Source organism: Streptomyces xiamenensis, assembly GCF_000993785.3.
Taxonomy (GTDB): Bacteria; Actinomycetota; Actinomycetes; order Streptomycetales; family Streptomycetaceae; genus Streptomyces; species Streptomyces xiamenensis.
Window position 1 is genome coordinate 2,695,539 of sequence record NZ_CP009922.3, and the last position, 23,909, is coordinate 2,719,447.

25 protein-coding genes, 1 tRNA gene, 1 other RNA gene and 1 pseudogene are annotated in these 23,909 nt (G+C 72.1%); 12 read left to right on the forward strand and 16 right to left on the reverse strand.

The genetic code is table 11. The features are described from left to right. Window positions 1-152: 152 nt before the first annotated feature. From sp36 to SXIM_RS12320, 3 genes are read left to right on the forward strand one after another with little or no spacing between them, the layout of a single operon-like run. Window positions 153-314, forward strand: coding sequence for a Sp36 family protein (gene sp36 / locus SXIM_RS12310; RefSeq protein WP_106438433.1), 162 nt, complete (start codon window positions 153-155; stop codon window positions 312-314). Continuing rightward, window positions 311-814, forward strand: a complete 504-nt coding sequence (locus tag SXIM_RS12315) for a RidA family protein (RefSeq protein ID WP_234306931.1) — start codon at window positions 311-313, stop codon at window positions 812-814. The genes sp36 and SXIM_RS12315 overlap by 4 nt, the downstream gene beginning before the upstream one ends. Beyond that, window positions 807-2,654 carry a S9 family peptidase gene (locus SXIM_RS12320; RefSeq protein ID WP_234306932.1) on the forward strand — a complete coding sequence of 616 codons (1,848 nt, stop codon included), beginning with the start codon at window positions 807-809 and terminating at the stop codon, window positions 2,652-2,654. Before SXIM_RS12315 ends, SXIM_RS12320 begins: the two co-directional genes overlap by 8 nt. Here SXIM_RS12320 and SXIM_RS12325 read toward each other — a convergent pair. From SXIM_RS12325 to SXIM_RS12350, 6 genes are all read right to left on the reverse strand, one after another. After that, window positions 2,602-3,480 (reverse strand): SURF1 family protein, encoded by an 879-nt coding sequence (locus SXIM_RS12325; protein ID WP_046723973.1) that lies wholly within the window; start codon window positions 3,478-3,480, stop codon window positions 2,602-2,604. The genes SXIM_RS12320 and SXIM_RS12325 overlap by 53 nt on opposite strands. 30 nt (window positions 3,481-3,510) lie before the next feature. Next, the gene (locus SXIM_RS12330) at window positions 3,511-4,920 is read right to left on the reverse strand and encodes a hypothetical protein (protein ID WP_046723974.1); all 1,410 of its coding nucleotides are present in this window, start codon (window positions 4,918-4,920) and stop codon (window positions 3,511-3,513) included. Next, window positions 4,917-5,528 (reverse strand): SigE family RNA polymerase sigma factor, encoded by a 612-nt coding sequence (locus tag SXIM_RS12335; RefSeq protein WP_030735503.1) that lies wholly within the window; start codon window positions 5,526-5,528, stop codon window positions 4,917-4,919. Before SXIM_RS12335 ends, SXIM_RS12330 begins: the two co-directional genes overlap by 4 nt. Before the next feature lie 402 nt (window positions 5,529-5,930). Next, window positions 5,931-7,232 carry an aspartate kinase gene (locus SXIM_RS12340; RefSeq protein ID WP_030735506.1) on the reverse strand — a complete coding sequence of 434 codons (1,302 nt, stop codon included), beginning with the start codon at window positions 7,230-7,232 and terminating at the stop codon, window positions 5,931-5,933. A 250-nt stretch (window positions 7,233-7,482) separates the two neighbouring features. After that, window positions 7,483-8,562: a carboxylate-amine ligase gene (locus SXIM_RS12345; protein WP_158708056.1), complete on the reverse strand. Its 1,080-nt coding sequence runs from the start codon at window positions 8,560-8,562 to the stop codon at window positions 7,483-7,485. Window positions 8,563-8,668: 106 nt separating this feature from the next. Then, window positions 8,669-9,253: a TetR family transcriptional regulator C-terminal domain-containing protein gene (locus SXIM_RS12350; RefSeq protein ID WP_046723976.1), complete on the reverse strand. Its 585-nt coding sequence runs from the start codon at window positions 9,251-9,253 to the stop codon at window positions 8,669-8,671. Window positions 9,254-9,333: 80 nt separating this feature from the next. Between SXIM_RS12350 and SXIM_RS12355 the strand changes: the two genes are divergently transcribed. From SXIM_RS12355 to SXIM_RS12365, 3 genes are all read left to right on the forward strand, one after another. Beyond that, the gene (locus tag SXIM_RS12355; RefSeq protein WP_046723979.1) at window positions 9,334-9,795 is read left to right on the forward strand and encodes a GNAT family N-acetyltransferase; all 462 of its coding nucleotides are present in this window, start codon (window positions 9,334-9,336) and stop codon (window positions 9,793-9,795) included. A 33-nt stretch (window positions 9,796-9,828) separates the two neighbouring features. Further along, window positions 9,829-10,047 carry a hypothetical protein gene (locus SXIM_RS12360; RefSeq protein WP_053116179.1) on the forward strand — a complete coding sequence of 73 codons (219 nt, stop codon included), beginning with the start codon at window positions 9,829-9,831 and terminating at the stop codon, window positions 10,045-10,047. A gap of 107 nt (window positions 10,048-10,154) precedes the next feature. Beyond that, window positions 10,155-10,619 carry a hypothetical protein gene (locus SXIM_RS12365; protein ID WP_046723981.1) on the forward strand — a complete coding sequence of 155 codons (465 nt, stop codon included), beginning with the start codon at window positions 10,155-10,157 and terminating at the stop codon, window positions 10,617-10,619. A 119-nt stretch (window positions 10,620-10,738) separates the two neighbouring features. On the opposite strand, the gene SXIM_RS12370 is transcribed toward SXIM_RS12365, so the two are convergent. The 5 genes from SXIM_RS12370 to ffs all read right to left on the reverse strand — a co-directional run bounded on the left by SXIM_RS12370 (window position 10,739) and on the right by ffs (window position 14,807). Then, the gene (locus SXIM_RS12370) at window positions 10,739-11,458 is read right to left on the reverse strand and encodes a DUF5063 domain-containing protein (RefSeq protein ID WP_030735523.1); all 720 of its coding nucleotides are present in this window, start codon (window positions 11,456-11,458) and stop codon (window positions 10,739-10,741) included. 33 nt (window positions 11,459-11,491) lie between these two features. Beyond that, window positions 11,492-12,091, reverse strand: a complete 600-nt coding sequence (gene recR / locus SXIM_RS12375; protein ID WP_030735527.1) for a recombination mediator RecR — start codon at window positions 12,089-12,091, stop codon at window positions 11,492-11,494. A gap of 88 nt (window positions 12,092-12,179) precedes the next feature. After that, a complete protein-coding gene (locus SXIM_RS12380) occupies window positions 12,180-12,524 on the reverse strand; it encodes a YbaB/EbfC family nucleoid-associated protein (protein WP_078635678.1) in 345 nt (114 codons plus the stop codon). A gap of 80 nt (window positions 12,525-12,604) precedes the next feature. Then, complete coding sequence (locus tag SXIM_RS12385; protein ID WP_046723983.1) at window positions 12,605-14,686, reverse strand: DNA polymerase III subunit gamma and tau; 2,082 nt, start codon at window positions 14,684-14,686, stop codon at window positions 12,605-12,607. Window positions 14,687-14,712: 26 nt separating this feature from the next. Continuing rightward, an RNA gene (gene ffs / locus SXIM_RS12390) (signal recognition particle sRNA small type) lies at window positions 14,713-14,807 on the reverse strand. Between the two features lie 85 nt (window positions 14,808-14,892). Between ffs and SXIM_RS12395 the strand changes: the two genes are divergently transcribed. Continuing rightward, a tRNA-Ser gene (locus SXIM_RS12395) sits at window positions 14,893-14,977 on the forward strand. Between the two features lie 256 nt (window positions 14,978-15,233). On the opposite strand, the gene SXIM_RS12400 is transcribed toward SXIM_RS12395, so the two are convergent. Next, window positions 15,234-15,491 (reverse strand): Txe/YoeB family addiction module toxin, encoded by a 258-nt coding sequence (locus tag SXIM_RS12400; RefSeq protein WP_046723985.1) that lies wholly within the window; start codon window positions 15,489-15,491, stop codon window positions 15,234-15,236. Then, window positions 15,488-15,763 carry a type II toxin-antitoxin system Phd/YefM family antitoxin gene (locus SXIM_RS12405; protein ID WP_046723986.1) on the reverse strand — a complete coding sequence of 92 codons (276 nt, stop codon included), beginning with the start codon at window positions 15,761-15,763 and terminating at the stop codon, window positions 15,488-15,490. The genes SXIM_RS12400 and SXIM_RS12405 overlap by 4 nt, the downstream gene beginning before the upstream one ends. Window positions 15,764-16,270: 507 nt before the next feature. Here SXIM_RS12405 and SXIM_RS12410 point away from each other — a divergent pair. The 3 genes and pseudogenes from SXIM_RS12410 to SXIM_RS12420 all read left to right on the forward strand — a co-directional run bounded on the left by SXIM_RS12410 (window position 16,271) and on the right by SXIM_RS12420 (window position 17,316). Continuing rightward, complete coding sequence (locus tag SXIM_RS12410) at window positions 16,271-16,474, forward strand: type II toxin-antitoxin system VapB family antitoxin (protein ID WP_046723987.1); 204 nt, start codon at window positions 16,271-16,273, stop codon at window positions 16,472-16,474. Then, a pseudogene (locus SXIM_RS12415) lies at window positions 16,471-16,894 on the forward strand (PIN domain-containing protein). Before SXIM_RS12410 ends, SXIM_RS12415 begins: the two are co-directional and overlap by 4 nt. Window positions 16,895-16,986: 92 nt before the next feature. Then, window positions 16,987-17,316 (forward strand): AMIN-like domain-containing (lipo)protein, encoded by a 330-nt coding sequence (locus SXIM_RS12420; protein WP_046723988.1) that lies wholly within the window; start codon window positions 16,987-16,989, stop codon window positions 17,314-17,316. 14 nt (window positions 17,317-17,330) lie between these two features. Here the strand turns inward: SXIM_RS12420 and SXIM_RS12425 are convergent, their stop codons facing one another. Together SXIM_RS12425 and uppS are read right to left on the reverse strand one after the other, a co-directional pair. Beyond that, window positions 17,331-18,773: an oxygenase MpaB family protein gene (locus tag SXIM_RS12425; RefSeq protein WP_046723989.1), complete on the reverse strand. Its 1,443-nt coding sequence runs from the start codon at window positions 18,771-18,773 to the stop codon at window positions 17,331-17,333. Further along, on the reverse strand, window positions 18,770-19,459 hold the full coding sequence (gene uppS, locus SXIM_RS12430) for a polyprenyl diphosphate synthase (protein ID WP_030732166.1): 690 nt from the start codon (window positions 19,457-19,459) through the stop codon (window positions 18,770-18,772). The genes SXIM_RS12425 and uppS overlap by 4 nt, the downstream gene beginning before the upstream one ends. A gap of 477 nt (window positions 19,460-19,936) precedes the next feature. Here uppS and SXIM_RS12435 point away from each other — a divergent pair, with 477 nt between their 5' ends. Together SXIM_RS12435 and SXIM_RS12440 are read left to right on the forward strand one after the other, a co-directional pair. Beyond that, window positions 19,937-20,908 (forward strand): excalibur calcium-binding domain-containing protein, encoded by a 972-nt coding sequence (locus SXIM_RS12435; protein ID WP_053116180.1) that lies wholly within the window; start codon window positions 19,937-19,939, stop codon window positions 20,906-20,908. 150 nt (window positions 20,909-21,058) lie between these two features. After that, complete coding sequence (locus SXIM_RS12440; RefSeq protein ID WP_046723990.1) at window positions 21,059-22,753, forward strand: ABC-ATPase domain-containing protein; 1,695 nt, start codon at window positions 21,059-21,061, stop codon at window positions 22,751-22,753. 15 nt (window positions 22,754-22,768) lie between these two features. Here SXIM_RS12440 and SXIM_RS12445 read toward each other — a convergent pair whose 3' ends face one another. Further along, on the reverse strand, window positions 22,769-23,896 hold the full coding sequence (locus SXIM_RS12445) for an endonuclease NucS domain-containing protein (protein WP_046725621.1): 1,128 nt from the start codon (window positions 23,894-23,896) through the stop codon (window positions 22,769-22,771). Between the last annotated feature and the right edge of the window lie 13 nt (window positions 23,897-23,909).

The following is a 23,909-nucleotide window of genomic DNA, read 5'->3' on the forward strand; positions in this document are numbered from 1 at the left end:
GCAGGGCAGTGTGCCCGGTGCGATGATCGACAATCCCTTCCCGGCCGAGAATCACCGGAATCCGCGGCCGCGCCCACCGGCGGGCGATCCCCACCTGGGCGGACGCCCCGGCCGTACCGCTCTCGGTCGTTAGAGTGGGCGCCATGACGACCGTGACCAAGTGGGAATACGCGACCGCGCCGTTGCTGGTGCACGCGACCAAGCAGATCCTCGACACCTGGGGCGAGGACGGCTGGGAACTGGTGCAGGTGCTCCAGAACCCCGCCAACCCCGAGCAGCTGGTGGCGTACTTCAAGCGCGAGAAGACCCAGTGAGCGCCGGGCGCGTGGCGGCCCGGCTCGCCGAGCTGGGAATCACCCTGCCGCCGGTGCCCGCCCCGGCCGGGGTGTACGTACCGGCACTGCGCTCGGGCCGCTACATCCACACCTCGGGCCAGGTGCCCCTGGTGGACGGCGCGCTGCCGCGCACCGGCAAGGTGGGCGCCGAGGTCAGCCCGGAGGACGCCAAGGAGCTGGCGCGGATCTGCGCGCTGAACGCGCTGGCCGCCGTCGCCTCCGTGGCGGGTGACCTGGACCGCGTGGTGCGCGTGGTGAAGGTCGTGGGCTTCGTGGCCTCCGACCCGTCCTTCACCGGGCAGCCGGGCGTCATCAACGGCGCCAGCGAACTGCTCGGCGAGGTGCTGGGCGAGGCGGGCCGGCACGCGCGCAGCGCGGTCGGCGTCGCGGTGCTGCCGCTGGACGCCCCGGTGGAGGTGGAGATCCAGGTCGAGATCGACGACAGCGACAGCGAGGGAGCTCCGGGCACGCATGACTGATCACACACCGGCCCAGGACGGGCAGGGCACGGACGGCGCGCACGAGGCGGACGAGATCACCACCGTCCCCGACTGGGAGCGGCGCTTCCGCGCCCCGCGCCTGAGCCTGCCCCAGTGGGCGCTGGAGGCCCCGCACCGCTCCCTGTTCATCTCGAACGCCACCGGCACCTTCGAGCTGTACGCCTGGGACCGCACCACCGGCTCCCGGCGCCAGGCCACCGACCGGCCCAACGGCACCGTGCACGGCACGATCAGCCCGGACGGCGAGTGGATCTGGTGGTTCGCGGACAACGACGGCGACGAGTTCGGCGTCTGGCGCCGGCAGCCCTTCGCGGGCGGCGCCGACGAGATCGCGGTCGAGGGCCTGGAGCCCGCGTACTCGGGTGGTCTGGCCTTCGGCCGCGACGGCACCGTCGCGGTGGGCCGGATGACCGAGGACGTCGGCTCCACCATCCATGTGGCGCGCCCCGGCGAGGCGCCGGCGGAGATCTACCGGCACCGCGAGTCCGCGAGCGTCGGCGATCTGTCGCACGACAGCACGCTGCTGGCCATCGAACACACCGAACACGGCGACGCCATGCACTCGGCCGTCCGCGTCGTACGGCTGGACGGCACCCTCGTCGCCGAGCTCGACGACACCGAGGGCGCCACCAAGGAACTCGGCCTGGCCGTACTCGGCTTCGCCCCGGTGGACGGCGACAGCCGGCTGCTGCTCGGGCATCAGCGGCACGGCCGCTGGGAGCTGCTGATCTGGGACCCGGTCACCGGGGATCAGCGGGAGCTGGCCTGTGAGCTGCCGGGCGAGGTGGGCGCCGAGTGGTACGCCGACGGTTCCGGTCTGCTGATCGAGCACGACTACCGGGCGCGCAGCGAACTGTGGCGCGCGGACCTGGACGGGAACGTCATCGGCGAGCTGACCCAGGTGCACACCCCGGCCGGCACCGTCTCGGGGGCGACCGCCAGGCCGGACGGCTCGGTCGAGTTCCTGTGGTCCTCGGCCGCCGAGCCGCCGCGGGTGCAGTCCAGCAGCGGCGCCACCGTGCTGGACCCGCCGGGCGAGATCGCCCCGTCCTCGGTGCCGGTGCAGGACGTGTGGGTGGACGGCCCCGGCGGGGCGGTGCACGCGCTCGTGCAGCGCCCGGAGGGCGAGGGCCCGTTCCCGACGGTCTTCGACATCCACGGCGGCCCCACGCACCACGACAGCGACTCCTTCGCCGCCGCCCCGGCCGCCTGGCTGGACCACGGCTTCGCGGTGGTCCGCGTCAACTACCGGGGGTCGACCGGCTACGGCCGGGAGTGGACGGACGCGCTGCGGCACCGCATCGGGCTCATCGAGCTGGAGGACATCGCCGCGGTCCGTGAGTGGTGTGTGGAGACCGGTCTCGCCGACCCGCAGCGGCTGGTGCTCAGCGGCGGCTCGTGGGGCGGCTATCTGACGCTGCTGGGCCTGGGCGTGCAGCCCGCGCTGTGGACGGTCGGTGTCGCGGCCGTGCCGGTGGCCGACTATGTCACCGCCTACCACGACGAGATGGAGGCGCTGAAGGCGATGGACCGTACGCTGCTCGGCGGCACCCCCGAGGAGCAGCCGGAGCGCTGGCGGGCCTCGTCCCCGATCACCTATGTGGACGAGGTGACGGCGCCGGTCTACATCTCGGCGGGCCTCAACGACCCGCGCTGCCCGATCCGGCAGATCGAGAACTACGTGGACCGGCTGAAGCAGCGCGGCGCCACCCACGAGGTGTACCGGTACGACGCCGGGCACGGCTCGCTGGTGGTGGAGGAGCGGATCAAGCAGACGCGGATGGAGATCGAGTTCGCGCTGAAGCATCTGCCGGGCTGACCGGGTCCTGGTCCGGGTCCGCGGGGGTCTCCTCCCGGGCCCGGTCCTGAGCCGGCGCCGGTACGGGCGTCCCGAGGCCCAGCGCGGCATCGTGCTGGGCCTCCAGCTCGCGGCGGAAGAACCGGTACCACATGAAGAGCGCGAACGCGATGAACGCGAACCACTCCGCCGTGTACCCCAGGTTCTGGAACGCCTTCATGTCCAGGCCGGTGTTGGTCGCCGACGCCGGCGGCACCGGCAGCATCGGGGCCTCCGCCTCGCGCACCGTCACCCAGGCGTTCTCCACCGGGTACGGCAGCACATTGATCAGCGAGGCCGCCCCGATCACTCCCAGCTGCCCCGGCGGCAGCCCCGTCGGCGGGCTCACGTCACGCGGCGACTCGGCGCCCTGCAGCGCCCCCACGACCGTCACCTCGCCGGACGGCGCGGCGGGCACCGCGGCCGGGTCGGCCTCACCGGGCAGCCAGCCGCGCACGACCGGCAGCGCGTCGCCGCCGTCGGCGGGCAGCAGCGGGGTGAGCACGTAGTAGCCGCGCTCCCCGTTCAGGTCGCGCCGCGGCACGAGCAGTTCCTGCTCCGGGTCGTACGTACCGGTGACGGTGGCCTGCTCCCCCAGCGTCGCGGTGGTGACGGGCAGCAGTTCACGCAGCGGGCGCGGCTCGGAGGTCTCGGCGCGCGCGGCCTGTTCCTCGCGTTCGCGGTGGGTGTCCACCCGGCCCTCGAAACGGTCCAGCTGCCAGAAGCCCATCACCAGACAGAACGGGATGGACAGCGCGACGAAGACGTTGATCCCCCACCATCGGGGAGTCAGCAGAAACCGGTACACGTGCCCACGGTACGGGGTGCCGCCCGGCGGTCAGCCGGCCGGGGTGCTCGGCGACTCCAGGACGCCGGTGCGGTAGACGGTCCCGTTGCAGGTTCCCTCGAGGTGGATGTCGACGGCCGGGCCGCCGGCGGGCGGGGTGTAGCGCAGCACGACGGTGCTGTCGGACGGGTCGGGGTCGGGGTCCGAGGTGCCGCCGGAGGGGTCGGTGCCGCCGCTGCCCGGCGTGCCGTTCCCGTTGCCGTTGCTGCCGCCGCCCGGTGAGTCGCCGTCGCCCCCGCCGCCGTTCCCGATGCCGTTCCCCGCGCTCGGCTGGTCGACGCCGGGGGACTCGCCGCCCGAACCGCCGTCCGCGCCACCGCTGCCCGGACCGTCCGAGCCGCCCGCGCCCGCGGCACCGCCCTCCAGCTCGGAGACCGGGTCCGGGGCGGCGCCGGCGTTCGTGCTCAGCCCTGTGGGGTCGGCCTGCACGGCACACACGGTGCTCAGCGCGCTGCTGCCGCTGGGCACCCACGCGAAACGCACCTCGTACGCCTCGCCCGGCGGCAGCACCAGCTCGGCGACCGCCTGATCGGGGGTGGGCAGCCCGGTGGCCCGGTCGCCCTCGGCGCGGTCGGCGATCTGGACGTCGCCCGCCGTGCCGCCGGGGGCCGGCAGAACGGCGAGGTCGTCGGCCGAGCCGCTGACCCGGCAGGGCTCGGCGGACACGTTGGCGACGCGGATGGTGCCGTACACCTTGCCCTGCGCGTCGGGCTGTTCGGTCACCGCGCTCACGGCGCCGAGCTGACCGGCCGAGCAGCGCGGGGAGTCGATGCCGGTGATCTCGCCCTCGTACGGCGCGCCGGTCTCGGCGACGGCGCCGCTCGTCCCGTCCGGCTGGTGGGCCTGCCCGTCGTCGGTCCCGTGATGTTCGCCGCCCAGCGGGGGTTCACCGATCCCGTCGTACGCCTCGGCGCCGGCGTCCGTACCGCCCGAGGGCACCGTCTCGCCCTCGGCGGTGCTCTCCCCGGCGAGCCCGGTCGCCTGGTCGTTGCCGCGCCGCCCGCCGTTTCCCGTCGCCTCCAGGACGGCGGGGGCCCCGATGGCCAGGACGCCGACGGCGGCCACGGTGCTCAGCAGCAGCTGGCGCCGGCGGCGGCGCCGGGCGGCGATGCCCTCCCGCAGCACCTCCAGCGAGACATCGGGGACCGGGATGACGCCGACCGCGTCGTGCAGCAGGCGGCGCAGCGTCTCCTCGTCGGAGAGCTGGCCGGGGCTGTCGGGGATGTCGATGCCCTCGGGCAGGGCGGGGAGGTCGCAGTCGTCGCCGGGCAGACCCCTGTCCCCGGGGCGGGACCCGGGACCGGAGGTGGTGCCGGCCCCGCCGTCCGCCCCTTCCCGGTCGCCGCCACCCCAGCCGCCGGGTTCTCGTCCCTTCGGCGGATCCGGATCGCGGTCGGTCATCGGGCCGCCTCCATGGCGACCCGCAGCGCGGCGATGCCCCGCGAACCGTACGCCTTCACCGATCCGGCCGAGATCCCCAGCGTGCTGGCGACCTCGGCCTCCGTCATGTCCGCGAAGTAGCGCAGCACCAGCACCTCGCGCTGGCGGCGCTGGAGTCCGCGCATCGCCTGGATCAGCTCGGCGCGCTCCAGCTGCTCGTACGCGCCCTCCTCGGCGCTGGCCATGTTCGGCATCGGCTTGGAGAGCAGCTTCATCCCCAGGATGCGGCGGCGCAGTGTGGAGCGGGAGAGGTTGACGACGGTCTGCCGCAGATACGCGAGCGTCTTCTCCTGGTCGCGCACCCGGCCGCGCGCCGAGTGGACGCGGATGAACGCCTCCTGGACGACGTCCTCGCAGGAGGCGATGTCGTCGAGCAGCAGCGCGGCGAGGCCGAGCAGCGAGCGGTAGTGCGCCCGGTAGGTCTCGGTGAGGTGGTCCGTGGTGGTGCCCTCAGCCATGACGGCGTCCGCGTCCTGGGCGGTGCGCCGGTACGCCGGTGCGGAGGTGCCGGACGTGGCGGCCGGGGGCGGACCGGAGGCGGCGGGTGGCAGCGGCGCGATCACGGGCATCCCTCCGGTGGCCCCGCCGGCGTCGTGCTCCGGATCCCTGGGGCGCGCGAGACGTGGAGGTGCCATTGCGGTGAATTCCAGGACCTCTGCCACGCCAGTTGGACACTCTCTCCCCCGCGAAGGTTGTACGGCGCGGGTGGGTTTCTGAATGAGTCACATCGGCTCACACCTACCGCCTACCCTGAAATGCCCGTGTCGTGCAGCGCCACGACGGCCCTCGCGCGAGGGTACGAAAGACGCTCCCCGCACCGCGCCAGGTTCCATCAGCGGGTGCGGGGAGTTGAAATCGTCCCCCGGGGGATTGGTCCGGATCAAGCGATCCGGACCTACGAATTGGTCACGGGAGCTTCACATTCCGCCAATCTCGTTCAAATAGTCATGCATGACCCGGGTTGTCGTACGTCAGCGGCCGGTGCCCCCGTACACCACGGCCTCGTCCGACTCGCTGTCGAGCCCGAACGCCGTGTGGACGGCGCGGACCGCCGGGTTCACATCGTCCTCGCGGGTGACGACCGAGATGCGGATCTCGGAGGTCGAGATCAGCTCGATGTTCACGCCGGCGTTCGACAGTGCCTCGAAGAAGTGCGCCGTGACACCCGGGTTGGTCTTCATGCCGGCCCCGACGAGCGAGATCTTCGCGATCTGGTCGTCGTAGCGCAGCGCGTCGAACCCGATGTCGGGACGCCGCTTCTCCAGTGCCGTGATGGCCGAACGGCCCTCGTCCTTGGGCAGGGTGAACGAGATGTCGGTCAGCCCGGTGGAGGCCGCGGACACGTTCTGCACCACCATGTCGAGGTTCAGTTCCGCGTCGGCGAGCGCGCGGAAGATCTTCGCCGCCTCGCCCGGCTTGTCGGGCACACCGACGACCGTGACCTTGGCCTCGGACGTGTCGTGCGCGACCCCAGAGATGATCGCCTGTTCCATCGACTGCTCCCCTTGTCCTTCCCTGTGCGCGGGATGCTCCTGCGGCGGCTCGCTGCTGACCCAGGTGCCCTTGAGACCCGAGAAGGACGACCGTACGTGAATCGGGATGTTGTAGCGGCGCGCGTACTCCACACAGCGGTGCAGCAGCACCTTCGAACCGGAGCTGGCCAGCTCCAGCATGTCCTCGAAGGAGATCCATTCGATCTTGCGGGCCTTGGACACGACGCGCGGATCGGCGGTGAACACGCCGTCCACGTCCGTGTAGATCTCGCACACCTCGGCGTCGAGCGCCGCGGCGAGCGCGACCGCCGTGGTGTCGGAGCCGCCGCGCCCGAGCGTGGTGATGTCCTTCTTGTCCTGGGAGACGCCCTGGAAACCGGCGACGATGGCGATGTTGCCGTCGTCGACGGAGGAACGGATGCGGCCCGGAGTCACATCGATGATGCGGGCCTTGTTGTGAACGGAGTCGGTGATGACACCGGCCTGGCTGCCGGTGAAGGACTGCGCCTCGTGCCCGAGCGCTTTGATCGCCATGGCCAGCAACGCCATGGAGATGCGCTCGCCGGCGGTCAGCAGCATGTCCATCTCACGTCCGGAGGGGACGGGGGACACCTCACCCGCGAGATCGATCAGCTCATCCGTCGTGTCACCCATCGCCGAGACCACGACGACCACCTGGTGGCCGTTCTTCTTGGCTTCGACGACTCGCTTGGCGACGCGCTTGATGCCCTGGGCATCGGCAACGGAGGAGCCGCCGTACTTCTGCACGACAAGGCCCACGTGTGCTCGCTCCTCGTATCTCTCACGCCGTGATCCGAGCGGGGACCACGGTCTGCTGAAGTCTACCGAGCAGGCGATTTCCGCCCATCCGGTGCCACATCCTGAGACACCGGGCTCATCCAGCGGGAAGCCCTGCCCGCCAAGGGAAATCGCACACGAAATACGTCCGAAACGTAACGCAGCTCACACGGACGGTCGCCGTCCGGTGGGGGGCGTGTGAGCGGTGCGCGCCGGGCGGGCCGCCTCGCCGTCACTTCAGCAGGTGGGAGTGCAGGTAGGCCGCCACATCGGCCAGCGAGCCGCCAGAGGAAACGATTCTGCGCTGCCGGGCCGCCCAGGACCCGTTCTCCCGCAGCTCCGCCAGCAACCCGGTGACCAGGGCGAGATCCCCCGCGTCCGCGAGCGCGGGCGTGACGTGTTTGAGCAGCTTCTCCGTCCAGGACCAGGCCGGTACCGGGTGCCCGGTGAACACGTCCAGGGCGTCCCCCTCCATCCCGTACCGCGCCGCCTGCCAGTGCGCGGCGGCCAGCAGTTGATCCGATACGGGGGGCGGCGCGGCGCCCGCCTCCGACTCCTCCAGGCAGGTGGCGACCAGCCCCCGGGTCAGGGCGGCGAGCAGCACGGCGGTGTCGCCGGTGGGGCACACATCGGCGACCCGCATCTCGATGGTGGGCACGAACTCGGACGGGCGGGCGAACCAGTACGCCATCTTCCGGTCGAGAATCACCCCGGAGGCGACCAGCCCGTCCAGCAGCGCGTCGTACGCGGGCGCGTCGGCGAACAGCGGGGCCGGACCGGCGACCGGCATGTAACCCCACCACACGGAGCGGAAGCTGGAGTAGCCGGTGTCCTGCCCCAGGGAGAAGGGCGAGTTCCCGGCGAGCGCCTGGAGGCCCGGTAACCAGGGCCGCAGATGGTTGCTCACGCGGACCGCGTGCTCCCGGTCGGGCATGCCGATGTGGATGTGCATGCCGCAGGTCATGTGCCCGAAGCGCAGTGCGCCGTACTTCTCGTAGATCCGGCGGTACCGCGTCCCCCCGGTCGGTGGCGAGGGCGCGGCCGGGAGCAGTTCGGTGGCGGCCGGCACCACGGCGCACCCCACGGTCTCGGCCGCCGCCGCGGCGGCGGAGCGCAGGGAGCGGAGGTCCTCGGCGAGCAGCCGCAGATCGCTGTGCGGCTCGGTGGCCGTCTCGATGACGGACTGGGAGGTCTCCGGCTTCAGCCGCTCGGCCGGTCCTGCGGCGGCATCGGCCGCGATGACCTCTTCGGCCACCGGCATCGCCTCCCCGGTCGACGGGTCGGCCAATAAGAACTCTTCCTCAACACCCACGGTGAGCGGTTCCATTGCTGGATGCTCCCCCACCGCCGGGACCGTGAATCCCGGCGGGGCGGCGGCTCCACGGGGAGCCCGCGGACGGTATACGGGCGGGGCCGGTTCAGTGCAGTCCGTGGGCCGCGAGGGTCGCGTCCAGCAGCTCGCTCTGGACGGCCGGGGTGAACGTGTCCGGGTCTCCGGCGGCGAGGGCGGCGGCGCCCTCGACCGTCGAGATGAGCGCGTACATGACGGTGCTGACCCGCTCCGGCGGCCAGTCGGGGGCGGCGGCGGTGACCAGGCGGGTGACGCGCTGCCGCCAGGCGCGGTTGTGGGTGCGGTGCAGCGCGGTCAGTTCGTCGTCGCCGACGGCCGCCGCCAGGAAGCCGGTCCACACGACGCTCTCCCGCCGGCCCGGAGCGTCCAGGGAGAGTCCGTGCCGCAGTACGTCGCGCAGCGCGGCGCGCGGCGTGGGGGCGGCGGCCTCGGCGGCCTCGGCGCGGGAGCGGGTGCGTTCGTGCATGAGGCGGCGGGCGTGCAGGAGCAGGGCGCGGCGGTGGGGGAAGCGGTGCATGACGAGCCCGGTGGTGCAGCCCGCGGCGGTGGCGACGGCGCGGATGGTGAGGCGTTCCAGGCCCTGGTGGGCGAGGACGTCGTAGACGGCGCGGGAGAGGCGTGCGTCGGCGTCGCCGTCGGCCGGTCGTGACATGGGTCTCGCCCCCGGGGTCTGGGAAGGCTGGCGTAACACTTGTTACCGTAACAGCTGTTACGAAGGCGGAGGGAACGGCGATGAACTGGACGATCGAGGACATGGCCTGGGAGGACCCCGAGGGGGCCGCCCTGCGCGCCGGGCAACGGGCGGAGCTCAACGCCCGGTACGGGTGCGACGACCACGAACCGGGGGCCGCGCCCTCCGCCGCCGACATCGATGTCTTCCTGGTCGCCCGGGACCGGGCGACGGGGGCGACGCTGGCCTGCGGGGCGCTGCGGCGGCTGGACGCGGGCAGCGCGGAGGTCAAGCGGATGTACGTCGCTCCCGGGGCGCGGGGCACGGGGGTGGCCACGGCCGTCCTGCGTGCGCTGGAGGCGGCGGCGCTGGAGCGCGGCTGGGCGACCCTGCGGCTGGAGACCGGGACCCTGCAGCCGGACGCCGAACGCTTCTACCGGCGCGAGGGCTACCGGGAGATTCCGCAGTTCGGCGCGTACATCGGCTCGCGGATCTCGGTGTGTTACGAGCGGGTTCTCGCATGAAAAGCTTTCCCCATGCATGATGCGTTGCGGAAAATGATCGGTCTGGCAGGGGTATTTCTGGGGGTCGGGCTGGCGTTCTGGCTCTTCTTCGGGGCGCCGAACGGCTGGTCGGGCGACATGCGGTACGTCAGGTTCACGCTCGGCCTCGGGGCCTACGCGCTGATCCACGCCGGGGTGGTCCTCAGCTACCCCGACGAGCTGAAACCGGGGGGTTCGGTGGCGGACCGGGAGGAGAAGGGCCGCACGGCCTGACGACGGGTGGGCGGCGGGGCGGGTGCGCCGCGCCCCGCCTCGCGCGGGCGGGGAAAATCACGGAACAGCCGGCTGCCCGGCGACAACTCCGGCCATACGATGATGAGATGACCACCGCCAGGCAGGCATCCATCGGCAACCGCGGTTCGCGCTTCGGGCACCGCGCCGCCGCCGTGCAGTGCTGGCTCAGCGCGCTGGTCCTGACCGGGCTGCAGATCACCGGCCAACTCGGCCTGGGGTGGTGGCACGCGGTCATCACCATCGGAGTGTCCGTGTTGCTGCTGCTGTTGGGCCTGGCGATCTGGTCCTCGGCCGCCGAGCAGAAGCTGGACACCGAGCGGCTGCTGCGATCGGGGCGGCCGGCTGTCGCGGAGGTCCTCGGCGTGGAGGTGAACGAGGACTCCGAAGGCGTGCCCAACATCGCGGTGCTGGAACTGCGGATCAGCGGTACGGATGTGCCGGAGTTCGTGGCCTCCTACCGTGCCGACCACGCACCCCACTTCCGGACCGGTGCGCGCTTCCACGCCGTGGTCGACCCGTCCGACAACCTGTTCACCCTCCGGCCGCTCTGAGCGCCCGCGTCACGGGGCGGGCCGGCACGGCGCCCGCGTCACCGCGGTGCGAGGCGCACCGACGCGGCCGAGCCGTACGCGGCCGGCGGTGGGGTGGACAGCCCCGAGCCGCGCCCCGGTCAGGCGCGCGGTTGCGGGCGCAGCCCCAGCGGGGCGGCGATCTCGGCGGCCATCACCCGGCCCGCCTGACGCTCCAGGTCGCCCTCCGCCGTCTCGGCCGCCTCGCTGTCGGTGTCCAGACCGTCCAGCTCGGCCAGCGGCGTGTCCAGCCGTACGTGCGCCACCAGGGACTGGAGCGCGCGCAGGGCGGCGCTCGCCGTCGGGCCCCAGTTGGACAGGTAGGAGAACTGCCACCACCACAGCGCCTCGCTGACCCGGCCGGCCCGGTAGTGGGCCATGCCGTGCCGCAGGTCGGTCATGACGTCGGCGAGATCGTCGGAGATCCGGCTCGGCACCGGCGTGCTGCGGGGCACGTACGGGTCGAAGACCTCCGAGTAGACGTCGACCGGCGCGAGGAGCAGGGCGAGGCGTTCCCGCAGCTCGTCCATGTCGGGCTCGGGGCCGGTGTCCGGCTCGTACCGCTCCTCCGGAACGATGTCCTCGTGCGCGCCGAGACGGCCGCCGGCGAGCAGCAGTTGCGAGATCTGGAGCAGCAGGTACGGTACGGCGGCGTCCGGATCGTCGCCCTTCGCGACCTCCGCCACCGCGACCGTGAAGCTCTCGATCTGGTCGGCGATCTGTACGGCGAAGGCATCGGGCCCGTCCGGGCCCCCGGCCCCGCCGTTATCACCGGCCCCGCTACTGAGGGTGTTGGCTTGGGCGTGGACGGTGGACGTCATGCGATCGCCTCCCCAGCGACAGCTCCCCTGGCGTTACACATCGAGCAACCGCCTTCCCTCGAAGGCTCGTCCCAAAGTGACCTCGTCGGCGTACTCCAAGTCTCCCCCCACCGGCAGCCCACTGGCCAGCCGGGTGACTCTGAGCCCCAGCGTGCTGACCATCCGGGCCAGATAGGTGGCGGTCGCCTCGCCCTCCAGATTGGGGTCGGTGGCCAGGATCAGCTCCGTGACCGTGCCATCGGCGAGGCGGGCGAGCAGTTCCCTGATCCGCAGATCGTCGGGGCCCACGCCCTCGATGGGACTGATGGCGCCGCCCAGGACGTGGTAGCGGCCCCGGAACTCGCGGGTGCGCTCGATGGCCACCACGTCCTTGGCCTCCTCCACCACGCAGATGACGGCGCGGTCGCGGCGCGGATCCTGGCAGACCCGGCAGTGCTCCTGCTGCGCGACATTGCCGCACAGGGCACAGAAGCGGACCTTCTCCTTCACCTCGGTCAGCGCGTGCGCGAGCCGCCGTACGTCGGTGGGCTCGGCCTGAAGGATGTGAAAGGCGATCCGCTGGGCGCTCTTGGGACCGACACCGGGCAGCCTGCCCAGCTCGTCGATCAGGTCCTGGACCACGCCTTCGTACACGAGATGCCTTATGCCTTCCGCTGGTTCCTGCGGATGAGGCTAGTTGCCGGTGGGCCGCAGGGCTAGAGAAACCGAGGTACTGGGGGGCCTAGAACGGCAGTCCGGGGATTCCGCCACCGCCGCCGAGGCTCTGGGCGAGCGGGCCGAGCTTGGCCTGGGCCAGCGCCTGCGCCGCGTTGTTGGCGTCGCGGATGGCGGCGACCACGAGATCGGCGAGGGTCTCGGTGTCCTCGGGGTCCACGGCCTTCGGGTCGATCTCCAGGCTCTTCAGCTCACCGGCACCGGTGACCGTCGCCTTCACCAGGCCGCCGCCCGCGCTGCCCTGCACCGGAGTGCCGGCCAGCTCCTCCTGGGCCGCCGCGAGGTCCTGCTGCATCTTCTGGGCCTGCTGCAGCAGCTGCTGCATGTCGGCCCCACCACCACCGGGAAACACGGGCGATCACTCCTGGCTCGTCGGCAACGTTTCTCTCTTCGCTGTCCTGTCCGAGCCTACGGGCTCACGCCGCCGGGGTCTCATTCGTGGTGGAACTCCTCGATGACCGTCGCGCCCAGCTCGCGCATGATCAGTTCGTGGCCGGAGAGCGAGGAGCTGCCCGGATCACGGTCGCCGGGCTCCGGCAGGTCCTCCTCGGGCGCGGGCGGCGGAGGCGGGGGCGGCACGGCGGCGGGAGACGGCTCGGGGGTGGGGGGTACGGGCGGGGGCGCGGAGACCGGGGCGGGAGCGGATGCGGCGGGCGGGGGCGGCGGGGCCTGCGGGGCCGGACCCGGCGGGAGGGGGCGGGTCACGGCGGGGGCCGGCGTACCGCCGATGCCGCCGTCGATGACGGTGTCGACCTTCCACTGCACGTGGAAGACCTCGCTGAGGGTCTGGCGCAGCACCTCCTCGCTGCCGCTGCCGAGGAAGCTGTCCCGGGCGCCGACGGTGGCGAAGCCGAGCTGGAGGGTGGTGCCGTCGAACCCGGCGACGTGGGCGTTCTGGCTCAGCAGAATCCAGCTGAACCGCCGCCGCCCCTTCACCGCGTCGAGGATGTCCCCCCACATGCTCTGCACCCGGCCCAGATCCGCGCCTGCGCCGGGGGCGGGAGCGGCGGCCGGAACGGGCGCTGCGGGAGCGGGGGCGGGTGCCGGGGCAGGCGTGGGAGCCGGAGCGGCGGGTGCGGCGGGCGCGCTGGTGGGCCAGGCTCCGGGACGCGGGCCGTCCCCCTGCGCGGGCGCGGCGGGGGGCGTCGGGGGCGCGGCGGGAGCGGCGGTGGGCCAGGCCCCGGGCCGGGGCCCCGAGGGAGCGGGAGACGCGGGAGGCGGTGCCTGGGGCGCCGGAGCGGCCGGTGCCTGCGGGGCGGCGGCCTGCGGCGCGGGAGCGGGCGGGGCAGGAGCGGCCTGCGGTGCGGGCGCGGCGACCGGCGGAGCCTGTGCGGCGGCGGCCCCGGCGGGCGGCCCGAGCCTCTCCAGGCGCTCCACCCGGGACTGCAGCGCCCGCTCGTCGTTCCCGTACGCGGCGGGCAGCAGCACCCGGGCGCAGATCAGCTCCAGCTGCAACCGGGGCGAGGTGGCGCCCCGCATCTCCGTCAATCCGGTGTTGACGAGATCGGCGGCGCGGCTCAGTTCGGCGGCGCCCAGCTCACGCGCCTGACCCAGCAACCGCTCCAGCACATCCGCCGGGGCGTCGATCAGCCCCTTGTCGGCGGCGTCGGGCACCGCGGCCAGGATCAGCAGGTCCCGCAACCGCTCCAGCAGATCCGCGACGAACCGCCGCGGATCGTGCCCGCCCTCGATGACCCGGTCCACCACGTCGAACGCGGCGGCCCCGTCCCCCCGGGAGAACGCCTCCACCACGGAGTCCAGCAGCGCCCCGTCCGTGTAGCCGAGCAGCGCGGTGGCCATGTCGTACGTCACACCGCCCTCCCCCGCACCGGCGAGCAGCTGGTCCATGACGGACATGGAGTCCCGTACGGACCCGGCCCCGGCCCGGACCACCAGCGGCAGCACCGTGCCCTCGACGGGGATGGCCTCCTGCTCGCAGACCTGGCCCAGGTACTCGCGCAGTGTGCCGGGCGGCACGAGCCGGAACGGATAGTGATGCGTGCGCGACCGGATGGTGCCGATGACCTTCTCGGGCTCGGTGGTCGCGAAGATGAACTTCAGATGCTCGGGCGGCTCTTCGACCACCTTCAGCAGGGCGTTGAAGCCCGCCGGGGTGACCATGTGCGCCTCGTCGACGATGTAGATCTTGTAGCGGCTGGACGCCGGCCCGAAGAACGCCTTCTCCCGCAGCTCCCGCGCGTCGTCCACACCACCGTGCGAGGCGGCGTCGATCTCGATCACATCGATGGACCCGGGGCCGTTGCGCGCCAGATCACGACAGGACTGGCACTCCCCGCACGGGGTGGGCGTGGGACCCTGTTCACAGTTGAGGCAGCGGGCGAGAATGCGCGCACTGGTCGTCTTGCCGCAGCCGCGCGGGCCGCTGAAGAGGTAGGCGTGGTTGACCCTGTTGTTCCGCAGCGCCTGCTGCAGGGGGTCGGTCACATGCTCCTGCCCGATGACCTCGGCGAAGGTCTCGGGACGATAGCGGCGGTACAGCGCGAGAGACGACACAACCCCGACGATAACGGCCACCACTGACAAGGGCCCCCCACGCACCCACCAGAGCCCGCCTACCCTTGCTGCCTTCCGGCCCTGGGGGAGTTCAGCGAGATAGCGCCACGTGAGGGGCTGACGCCAGCCTACCCGATCGGAACCCGTCCCCGCCCCCACCCCCAGCTGGTCGCGACCACCCCTCCGCGTCTTGTATTGTTTCCGGCGGAGGATTCGCCTAGTGGCCTAGGGCGCACGCTTGGAAAGCGTGTTGGGTTCACACCCTCACGAGTTCGAATCTCGTATCCTCCGCCCAGCCTTCACCGGGCTGTACACGAAGGTCCCGACCGGTTCGCCGGCCGGGACCTTCGTCGTTCTCCGTCTCAGCTTCCGCCCCGTTCCGCCCCGTTCATGGTCGTTCAGTCCAGCAGGGCAAGGCGGCCTGGGACGGGAGCCATGCGCGGGGAGGCCGTTCGCCGTGCGTGACGCGGGCCGCGGAACGTGCCCGGAGGGATCAACGTGAACGAATGAGGCGGCTGTTGTCGCCACACCTGAGCCCGCCCGGCTGTCAGTAGCGGTAGCGGGCCTTGATGATCTTCATTTCCTTGTCATCGGTGCGGTAGACGAGCCGGTGTTCGTCATTGATCCGCCGCGACCAGTAACCCGTGAGGTCACCCTTCAGCGGCTCCGGTTTGCCGATGCCCTCGAAGGGGGTGCGTTGGATCTCGGCGATGAGACGAGTGATCCGCCGGGCCGTCTTCCTGTCCGACGCGAGCCAGAACAGAAAGTCGTCCCAGGCGGCCGGGTCGAAGTTGACGTTCCTCACTCCTCACCCCCAGCCATGTCCCGGAGCTCGTCGAGCGTCCTGGCGACTTCGGCCTCGCCCGCTTTGTCCCGGGCTACCGCCTCCATGAGCCGCTGGGCATTGGCGGGGGAACGCAGAAGGTAGATGGTCTCCTGCCAGGAGTCGTAGTCATCGGCGGACATCAGGACGGCGTCCCCGGCCTTGGACGTGATCCGCACCGGGTCGTGGTCGGTGTTCACACGTTCGATGAGCGGGAACAGGCTTTTTCTGGCTTCACTGGCACTGATACTCATGCCCACCTCCCTTTCTTGACGGTAGCCGAAAGTGGTATCGAACTGGTACGAGATTTTGGTACCACAATGGCGCTTTCAGGGTCCATCAGGGCAGGGATTCATCGGGCCCGGAAGAACCCACATGAGCACGCGGAGTGCCGACAACGATGGAACTCTGGTGGCAGTGCTGGTTGCGTTCACCGTCGTGCGGCGCGGCTCGTGGGTCCGGCTCGCATCACCCGCACCGCAGGTCAGGACGTGCCCGCACACCGCGGAACCTTCCGGCGAACATTCGGAATGCGTGTTGAGTTCACACCCTCACGAGTTCGAATCTCGTATCCTCCGCCCAGCCTCCACCGGGCTGCGCACGAAGGTCCCGACCGGTTCGCCGGCAGCAACGCGATCCGCCTCACCTGGCCGCGCTTGACGACCGCGGCGGCCACGTCGCCGAGCAGGGGGTGTGGCTGCGCCATCCGCGTCAGACCCCATCGCGATACTTTCCTCCACCTTTGATATCAGGAGATACGTATGAGTCGGACAGTCATCGTCCTGGTCGCGGACGTAGCGAAAGCCCTCGGGACGAGTACCAGGAAGGAGACCGTCAACACCGCTCTTCGCGAGGTGCTGGAGAGCCGGCGTCGCGCTCTCGCCCTCGCCCGGCTGCGGGCTGCGGCCGGAGACGGTGCATTCGATCTGGAACTTTTTGAGAACAAGGAGAACTACCGCCGGTGAATGCGGCCCAGTTCCTGATCGACACGAGCGTGCTCGCGCGGTTCATGCGCGGGGATGTGGAGCAGTACGGCTGGGACCAGGCCGCCGCGGCCGGACTCATCGCGACATGCCCCGTCACCGAGCTTGAGTTTCTCTACAGCCCCCGGTCGGCCGCCGACCGAGCACGCGGTATCGACGGACATACGGCTGATCGTCGGCTGGGTTCCCGTGGACGACCGTGCCTACGATCGCGCCTGGCACGTTCAGGAAGCCCTCACCGAACAAGGCAAACACCGAAGCGCGGGAGCGGTCGACCACGTCGACGCGGCGACGGCCGAGTTACAGGGCCTCACTCTGCTCCATCGCGATCACGACTTCGAGTGCATCGCCTCAGTGACCGGTCAGGCCCTCCAGTGGTACGGACCGGAGCAGGGCAAGTAGGCCGACGGCAGTGGTGGCGGTCCCGGTTGCGCTTTACCGTCGGAACAACGCCGTTCAGGGAATCGGCCCGCGTGACCCGCACCGCACGTCGGATGCTGCTGGAGTTCCGTGGCGGCGTACTCGGCTGCATAACGCACCCCATGGGTCCCGTGTCGCACGGCGGCCTCGGGACGGAGGTCGAGATGCCCGGGGATCAGCATCTGAAGGTCGTACTCGTGACCGTGACGGACAAGAATTCCTTCCCCGTCACGGAGGGCACGGCTGCGGTGCCCGAGGTGCGGGATCTCGGCCATTTCGAGGGTGAACTCGGCGTCGGGGTGGGGGGCGCCCTCCCCGCCGATGAGCCGCTGTCCTATCGGGTCACCGTCAGGGAGAAGCAACTCCTCGTCGACATCGCGCACACCGGGCACGGCCGCCACTAGGTACCAGCGCGCGCCTACGCGTCCGCCAGCAGGGGGTCGTAGGGGGTGGAGCGGTGGCGGCCGGTCATGAAGGCGAGGAAGTCGCGGACGAACGCGCCGCGCGAGTAGGCCTCGTGTGACCCGGCCTCCGGGGTGCGGTGGAATCCGGTGCGGAACAGGGCGCGGTACTCGGCCTCGTCGATGACGCCGTTGCCGTCCGTGTCGGTGACGTCGAAGAGGACTTCGGCCACCCGGATCAGCGCGGGACCGGCGTGGGTGGGGGCGGCCGTGGTGTATTCGGCCTTGCTGATGCGGCCGTCGCCGTCGGTGTCCAGCGCCGTCTGGAGTTCGCGCCACCAGTCGGCGAACGCCTGGTAGAGCCGGGTCTCCTCCGGTTCCTCCAGGTCGAGGCGGGTCGACAACTCGCGGGCCATGGCGGCGAGGTCGGGCCATTCCAGGAAGCCGTCGCCGGTCTGGTCGAGTACCTGGGTGAAGAACTCCTCGGCGCTCCGGGAAGCACCGCCGCCCCCGGACGGCTCGCCCCGGTCGGCGAACGGAGTGACCAGCCGCAGCAACGCGCCCGCCTGCTGCATCCGTTCGCGCAGTGCGGTGAGCGTCGCGGCGTGTGGGGAGTCGCTGCCCGGGGAGAGATAGGCCAGGTCCATGAGGGCGTCGGTGCGGACCCAGCCGTCGGGCAGGAAGCGGGCCAGGCCGGTGGCCAGGTAGGCACCCTGCATGAGGGTCTGGGCGCCGGGGATCTCCGGCAGGCCGGCCCGGCGGCGGAACGGTTCGGGGAGGGACGCGACCGTGATGGTGCCCAGAGCGGGCCCGGCGACCGCGCGGCCGGCCGCCCAGAGGGTGGGCAGTCCGGCCAGCAGCGGCGGTGCCGGAAGGTGGTCGAAGAGCCGGTACAGGATGATCCGCAGCGCCTCGGTGTTCTCCAACTCCTCCTCGACCACCCGGTCGTAGTACCGCCAGAACTCCGGGAGGGTGGAGGGCAGCCGGTCCGCGTCCACGCCGAGGGCCGCCATGAAGGCGCGGAATTCGGCGTAGAGCTGCTCCATCTCGGCCTGGTCGAGCGCCTGTCCGCTGAGTCGGCACATGGTGACGGAGCTTTCGAAGAGCGTCGCGACCACCCAGGCCCGCACCTCGGGGTCCATCGCGTCGTACGGCCGTTCCTGCGCGTCGGTGCCGCTCAGCCGGGAGTGCAGCCGGTTGAGGCGCGAGGCCTCCTTCTGCCGCACGGCCTCGTCGGCGCCGAACATGCGCTGCAGGCTCACCAGGGTGTTGCGCAGCCGTCGCCACGGATGCATCACGAACGGCGAGTTGTCGATCAGCGCCGCGCCGACCTGGGGATGGGCGGCCTCCAGGACCGTGGCGCGGACGACGGCGAGCGCCCACCGGGGGTCGTTGAAGAACCGGTGGAACTGCGTGTCGGGGCCGAACAGGGTGCCGGGCGGTGTGCCGGTGTCCGTCATCGTGGGGGTTCTCCGTTCGCGTGCGGGGCGATGTCGCCGAAGCGGCGGGCGCGTCGCCGGTAGGCGTGCAGACACTCCACGAAGTGCGGGGCGCGGAAGTCGGGCCACAGCACCGGCGGGAACATCCACTCCGCGTACGCCACCTGCCAGAGCATGAAGTTGGAGATGCGCTGTTCGCCGGAGGTGCGGATGACGAGGTCCACGTCGGGGGTGTCCGGGTAGGGCAGGTGGGCCGCAAAGTGCCGCTCGTCGACGGCGTCGGCCGCTATGCCGCTGCGGATGAGGGAGCGCGCCGCCTCGACGATGTCGCCGCGTCCGCCGTGGTCGAACGCCACGGTCAGCGTCATCCCCCGGTTCGAGCGGGTCAGCGTCATGAGGTCGGTGAAGTCCCGGGCCAGCGGGGCGGGAATCCTCGGGTCGCTCACGCCGAGGAACCGGCAGCGGATGCCGCGCGCGTGCAGCAGCGGGGCGTGTTTGCGCACCACGCGGCGCACCAGGCGCATGAGGAAGTCGACCTCGCCGGCGGGGCGCCGCCAGTTCTCGGTGGAGAAGGCGTACAGGCTCAGCCACTCGACACCGGCCGACCGCGCGGCCGTGATGACGTCGATGACGGTGCTCTCGGCGGCCCGGTGGCCGGAGGTACGGGGCAACGAGCGCTGGGCGGCCCACCGGCCGTTCCCGTCCATGACGCAGGCGACGTGGCGGGGGACCGCGCCGGGCCGGGCCGGCGGTTCCGGGGTCGTCAATGGGCGTCCACCGACCTGTTCCATCACCACAAGTGCCCCCCGTACTGCCGGTCGACCGTCCCCACGACGCGCGGGGCCACCGGCGTCGGCCGGGTCTGCGGTGCCCGGCGGCACGGGCAGCGCCGGGATGTCCTGCCGCCCGCGCGTGCCACTCAGCAGTGTGAGGCCGTCGGATCCCGGCCGCCCTGTTCTCTCGGCACGTTCACCCGCCGGACTCCTGTCCTATTAACTGCCTCACGTGCGCGGCCAGCCTGCTCCGGCCCCGGGCCCGGCGGAACGAAATCCGCGCATCCCCCGATCCGTACCCGGAAGTCGGGTAGCGTCCCAGACCCACCAGCACACCGAGCGACGAAGAGATCACCGAACGCCATGACCGGCCCCCGCCCCGCGCCACCCCGTACGACATGGCGGCACCCCGTGGTGATCGTTCTGCTGCTGGTGGTCGTTCCCCCGGTCGGCATCTGGCTGGCCTGGCGAGGCGGTTGGCGGGGGCGGGGGAAGACGGCGGCGATGGGGCTGTCCGCCCTGTGGTGCGTCGCGCTCGTGGTCTCCGACCCGCCCGAGGAGAAGGCAGCCGGTGACGCCGAGATGGCGGTGGCGGAGATCGGCGACGACAAGGGGGCGGACCTCCTCGAAGTCCCCGACTACACCGGCCAGAACCTCGCGACCGCCATCGCGTCCGCCGCCGCGCACGGCTACCCGGCCGTGTCGCACGACGCGACCGACGCGGACGCGCGGCAGGTGGTGGACGGCAACTGGACGGTCTGCTTCCAGAACCCCGGGCCGGGAACCACGATCTCCCCGGGGGGCGAGATCGACTTCGCCGTGGTGCGCCGGGAGAGCCCTTGCCCGCCGGCCGATGGCCTCGCCGTGGTGTACCCGAGGATGCCGTCCGTCACCGAGATGACCTTCGGCGAAGCTCTGGGGCTGCTCGCCGACCACGCGTTGACGGGCGTCGAGGCGCGCAACGCGTACCGGGACGTGGCACTTCCGAGCCATCCCGGCGCCTGGACGGTCTGTTTCCAGAGCCCCGGCGCCGGTGAGGAGGTGACGGAGCCGGAAGAGGTCGCCGTGCGCCTGTCCGTCGCCGAACCCGGGGTGGAGTGCCCGGCGTTCGACCGCGCGCGGTTGATCCCCGAGCCGGACCCGGAACCCGTGCCCATGCCGGAGCCCGCGCCCATGCCGGTGCCGGTGCCGGTGCCGGAGGCGGCCCTCGAACCGACGGCCGTCTCCGGTGGCTCCGGTGAGCCGGCTGGTTCCGGTGGCCTCGCCTACTACCCGAACTGCGACGCCGTCCGCGCGGCCGGACAGGCGCCGCTGTACCGCGGTGAACCGGGATACCGCAGTGGGCTGGACCGGGACGGCGACGGGGTCGCCTGCGAGACCTGAGCCACCGGCGCCGCTCCCGTACGGCACCGTCCACGTGCACGCCGACGCGTGGCGTGCTGGCGGCGCGGGCGTCGGGTTGCGGAGGGGGTGCGGGGTTTTGTCTGTTCCTACAATGCGGCGGACGGTGCACCCACAGGGATCGGAACGTACATGGGACGGCAGGGGCCGCGCGGCGGGCTGGAGCGGGAGCTGGAACGGCTCGACGGGGCGCCGTACGGGCGGTACAAGGGGCTGGTCGGCACCTGGGAGCTGGGCCCGGGGCGTACGGTGCGCATCGTGCGGGCGCAGGCCGATCCGTTCGCGCCGCCCGGCCGGGTGGCGCTGCGGCTGGACGGCGAAGCGGCGGGTTTCGAACCGGAGTTGTGGGCGACCCCGGTGCGGCGGCGGGCGCTGGCCGGGTATCTGGTGCGGTCCGCCGCCCGGGAAGTGCGCGGGGAGCGGGCGTACCAGCTGGACGCCGGCGGGCAGGAGGTGCTGGACCGCGGCTCCTGCACGGTCGGGGCGGACGGCTCGGTGACGCTGCGGTTCGGGGTGTCGCTGCCGGGGCCGCGGCGCCGGATCGACGGGCACCAGGCGTGGCGCCTGCTGGGCCCGGGGGCGGCCCGGATCGCCGACCGGGCGCTGGTCGCGCGGGCCCACGAGGCGGCGCTGGTACGGGAGTTCGTGGAGACGGTGGAGGACTCGGCGGCGCTGCGCGCGGAGTTGCCGCAGCGGGGCCTGGTCGGTTTCGTGGCGGACGGCGCGCTGCTGCCGCGCCGCAGCGGGGCCGATGACCGTCCGGCGCGCGGCGCGGGCGTGGTGCCGTTCCGTTCGCCCCAGGAGTTGCGGGTCACCGTGCGGCTGCCGAACGCCGGTGAGGTCAGCGGCATGGGCGTGCCGGAGGGGGTGACGCTGATCGTCGGCGGCGGTTTCCACGGCAAGTCGACGCTGCTGCGGGCGCTGGAGTCGGGCGTGTGGGACCACGTGCCGGGCGACGGGCGGGAACGGGTGGCCGCCCGCGCGGACACCGTGAAGCTGCGCGCCGAGGACGGGCGGCGGGTGGAGCGGGTGGATCTGCACGCGTTCGTCGACCATCTGCCCGGCGGCGCGGACACCACCGACTTCTCCACGGACAACGCCTCGGGGTCCACCTCGCAGGCGGCGTCGCTGTGCGAGGCGGTGGAGGCCGGGGCCCGGGTGCTGCTGATCGACGAGGACACCGCCGCGACCAATCTGATGATCCGGGACGCCCGGATGCAGGCCCTGGTGGCGAAGGAACGGGAGCCGCTGACCCCGCTGGTGGACTCGGTGCGCTCGCTGCACCGCGACCACGGGGTGTCCACGGTGCTGGTGATGGGCGGCAGTGGCGACTATCTCGATGTCGCGGACCGGGTGATCATGATGGACGCCTACCGGCCGGCGGACGTCACGGCGCGGGCCCGGGAGGTCGCGGCGGTGCCCACCGGGCGGCGGGCCGAGGCGGAGTCCTTCCCCGGTGTGGTGCACCGCCGTCCCGACCCGGCGTCGCTGGACGCCACCGCGCGCGGCCGTACCCGTATCCGCTCGCGGGGTACGGACCAGCTGGTGTTCGGCGAGCACGAGGTGGACCTGCGGTCCGTGGAGCAGGTGGTGGACGGTCCGCAGGTGACGGGGATCGGGCTGGCGATGGAACTGCTGGTGCGCCGGGGCCATCTGGACGGACGGCGGACGCTGGCGGAGGCGCTGGATCTGCTGGACGCGGAGCTGGCGGGCCCCGAGGGTGTCGCGGCGCTGCTGTCGGTGCACGACGAGGATCTCGCCGTACCGCGCCGGTTCGAGGTTGCCGCCGCCGTCAACCGGCTGCGGGCGCTGCGGGTGTTCCGCTGACGCGCCCACGGCCGGTCAGCCGAGGCCGAAGTGCCGGCTCACCTCCTCGGCGGTGAAGCGGGCCCGGAGCTTGCAGGCGGAGTTCTGGTTGGCGAAGAACCCGGTGCGCCACAGCGCCAGTTCGCGGGGGACCGTCCGCTCCCAGGTGACCGGCACCACCCATTCGCGCCGGTCCTCGCCGTCCGCGCCGTCCTCGGCGGGGCCGGCGGAGGCGGGGCGGGTGTACGTGCCGCTCAACGGCAGTGCGGAGAGCGGCTGTTCCTGGCCGTCGACGTCCAGGACGGCCTCCTCGAAGGGCCGGGCCCGGCCGGTGACGGTGCCCACGCCCACGTACCCGGACTTGGGGATGTGGGTGAACACCCGCGCGCCGGGCGGCAGGGCGCGCAGGGTGCGGGAGAACCACGCGCCGCCGCCCGCCGAGACGAAGCCGTGGCGCCGCGCGTCGTCCCAGTCGCGGCCGCCGCTCTCGTCGCCGAAGGAGACGTACCAGTCGGTGCCGTTCCACGGTTCGCGGGTGCCGGTCCTGCGGCCTCCGGTGGGGTCGGTCGCCGTCTCCGGTTCGTCGATGAGCCAGGTACGGGCCAGGTAGGAGCGGCCGTCGTCCTCGAAGGCGCGGAAGAACATGACGTTCACCGGCACGCCGAAGCCGGTGGCGAGGTAGGTGATGATCCGTTCGGTGGCGGGGTCGAGTTCGCCGGCCACGACGGTGAGGGTGTGCGTGCTGTTGAGGGTGTCCGGCGGGGAGCCGCCGAAGCGGGCGGCGAAGGCCTCGTCGAGTTCGGTGGGCAGGCCGAGTTCGCGCGCGTGGTGGGCGTAGAGGGCGCGGATCTCGTCGTTGCCGAGGTCCCGTACCCAGGAGCCGTAGTCGAGGACCTGGGCCACCACGTCGCGCGGGGTGCGGTCGCGTTTGAGTTCCAGGACGTGCAGGGAGCCCTCTTCGTCCATGCCGAGCAGGTCGATGAACCCGTTGTGGCCGGTGTGCACCTGGCGTCCGATGAGCAGCATGGGGCGGCCGAGGACGTCCGGGTCGGCGACGATGAGGTCCTCCAGCGCGGCCTCACGCGCCAGGGCCTGCTCGGGGACGCGCTGGGGGACGCGTTCCGGCTTTCCGTCGATCCGCCACAGTCCGAACTCCAGTGGCATGTCGTGTCCCCCC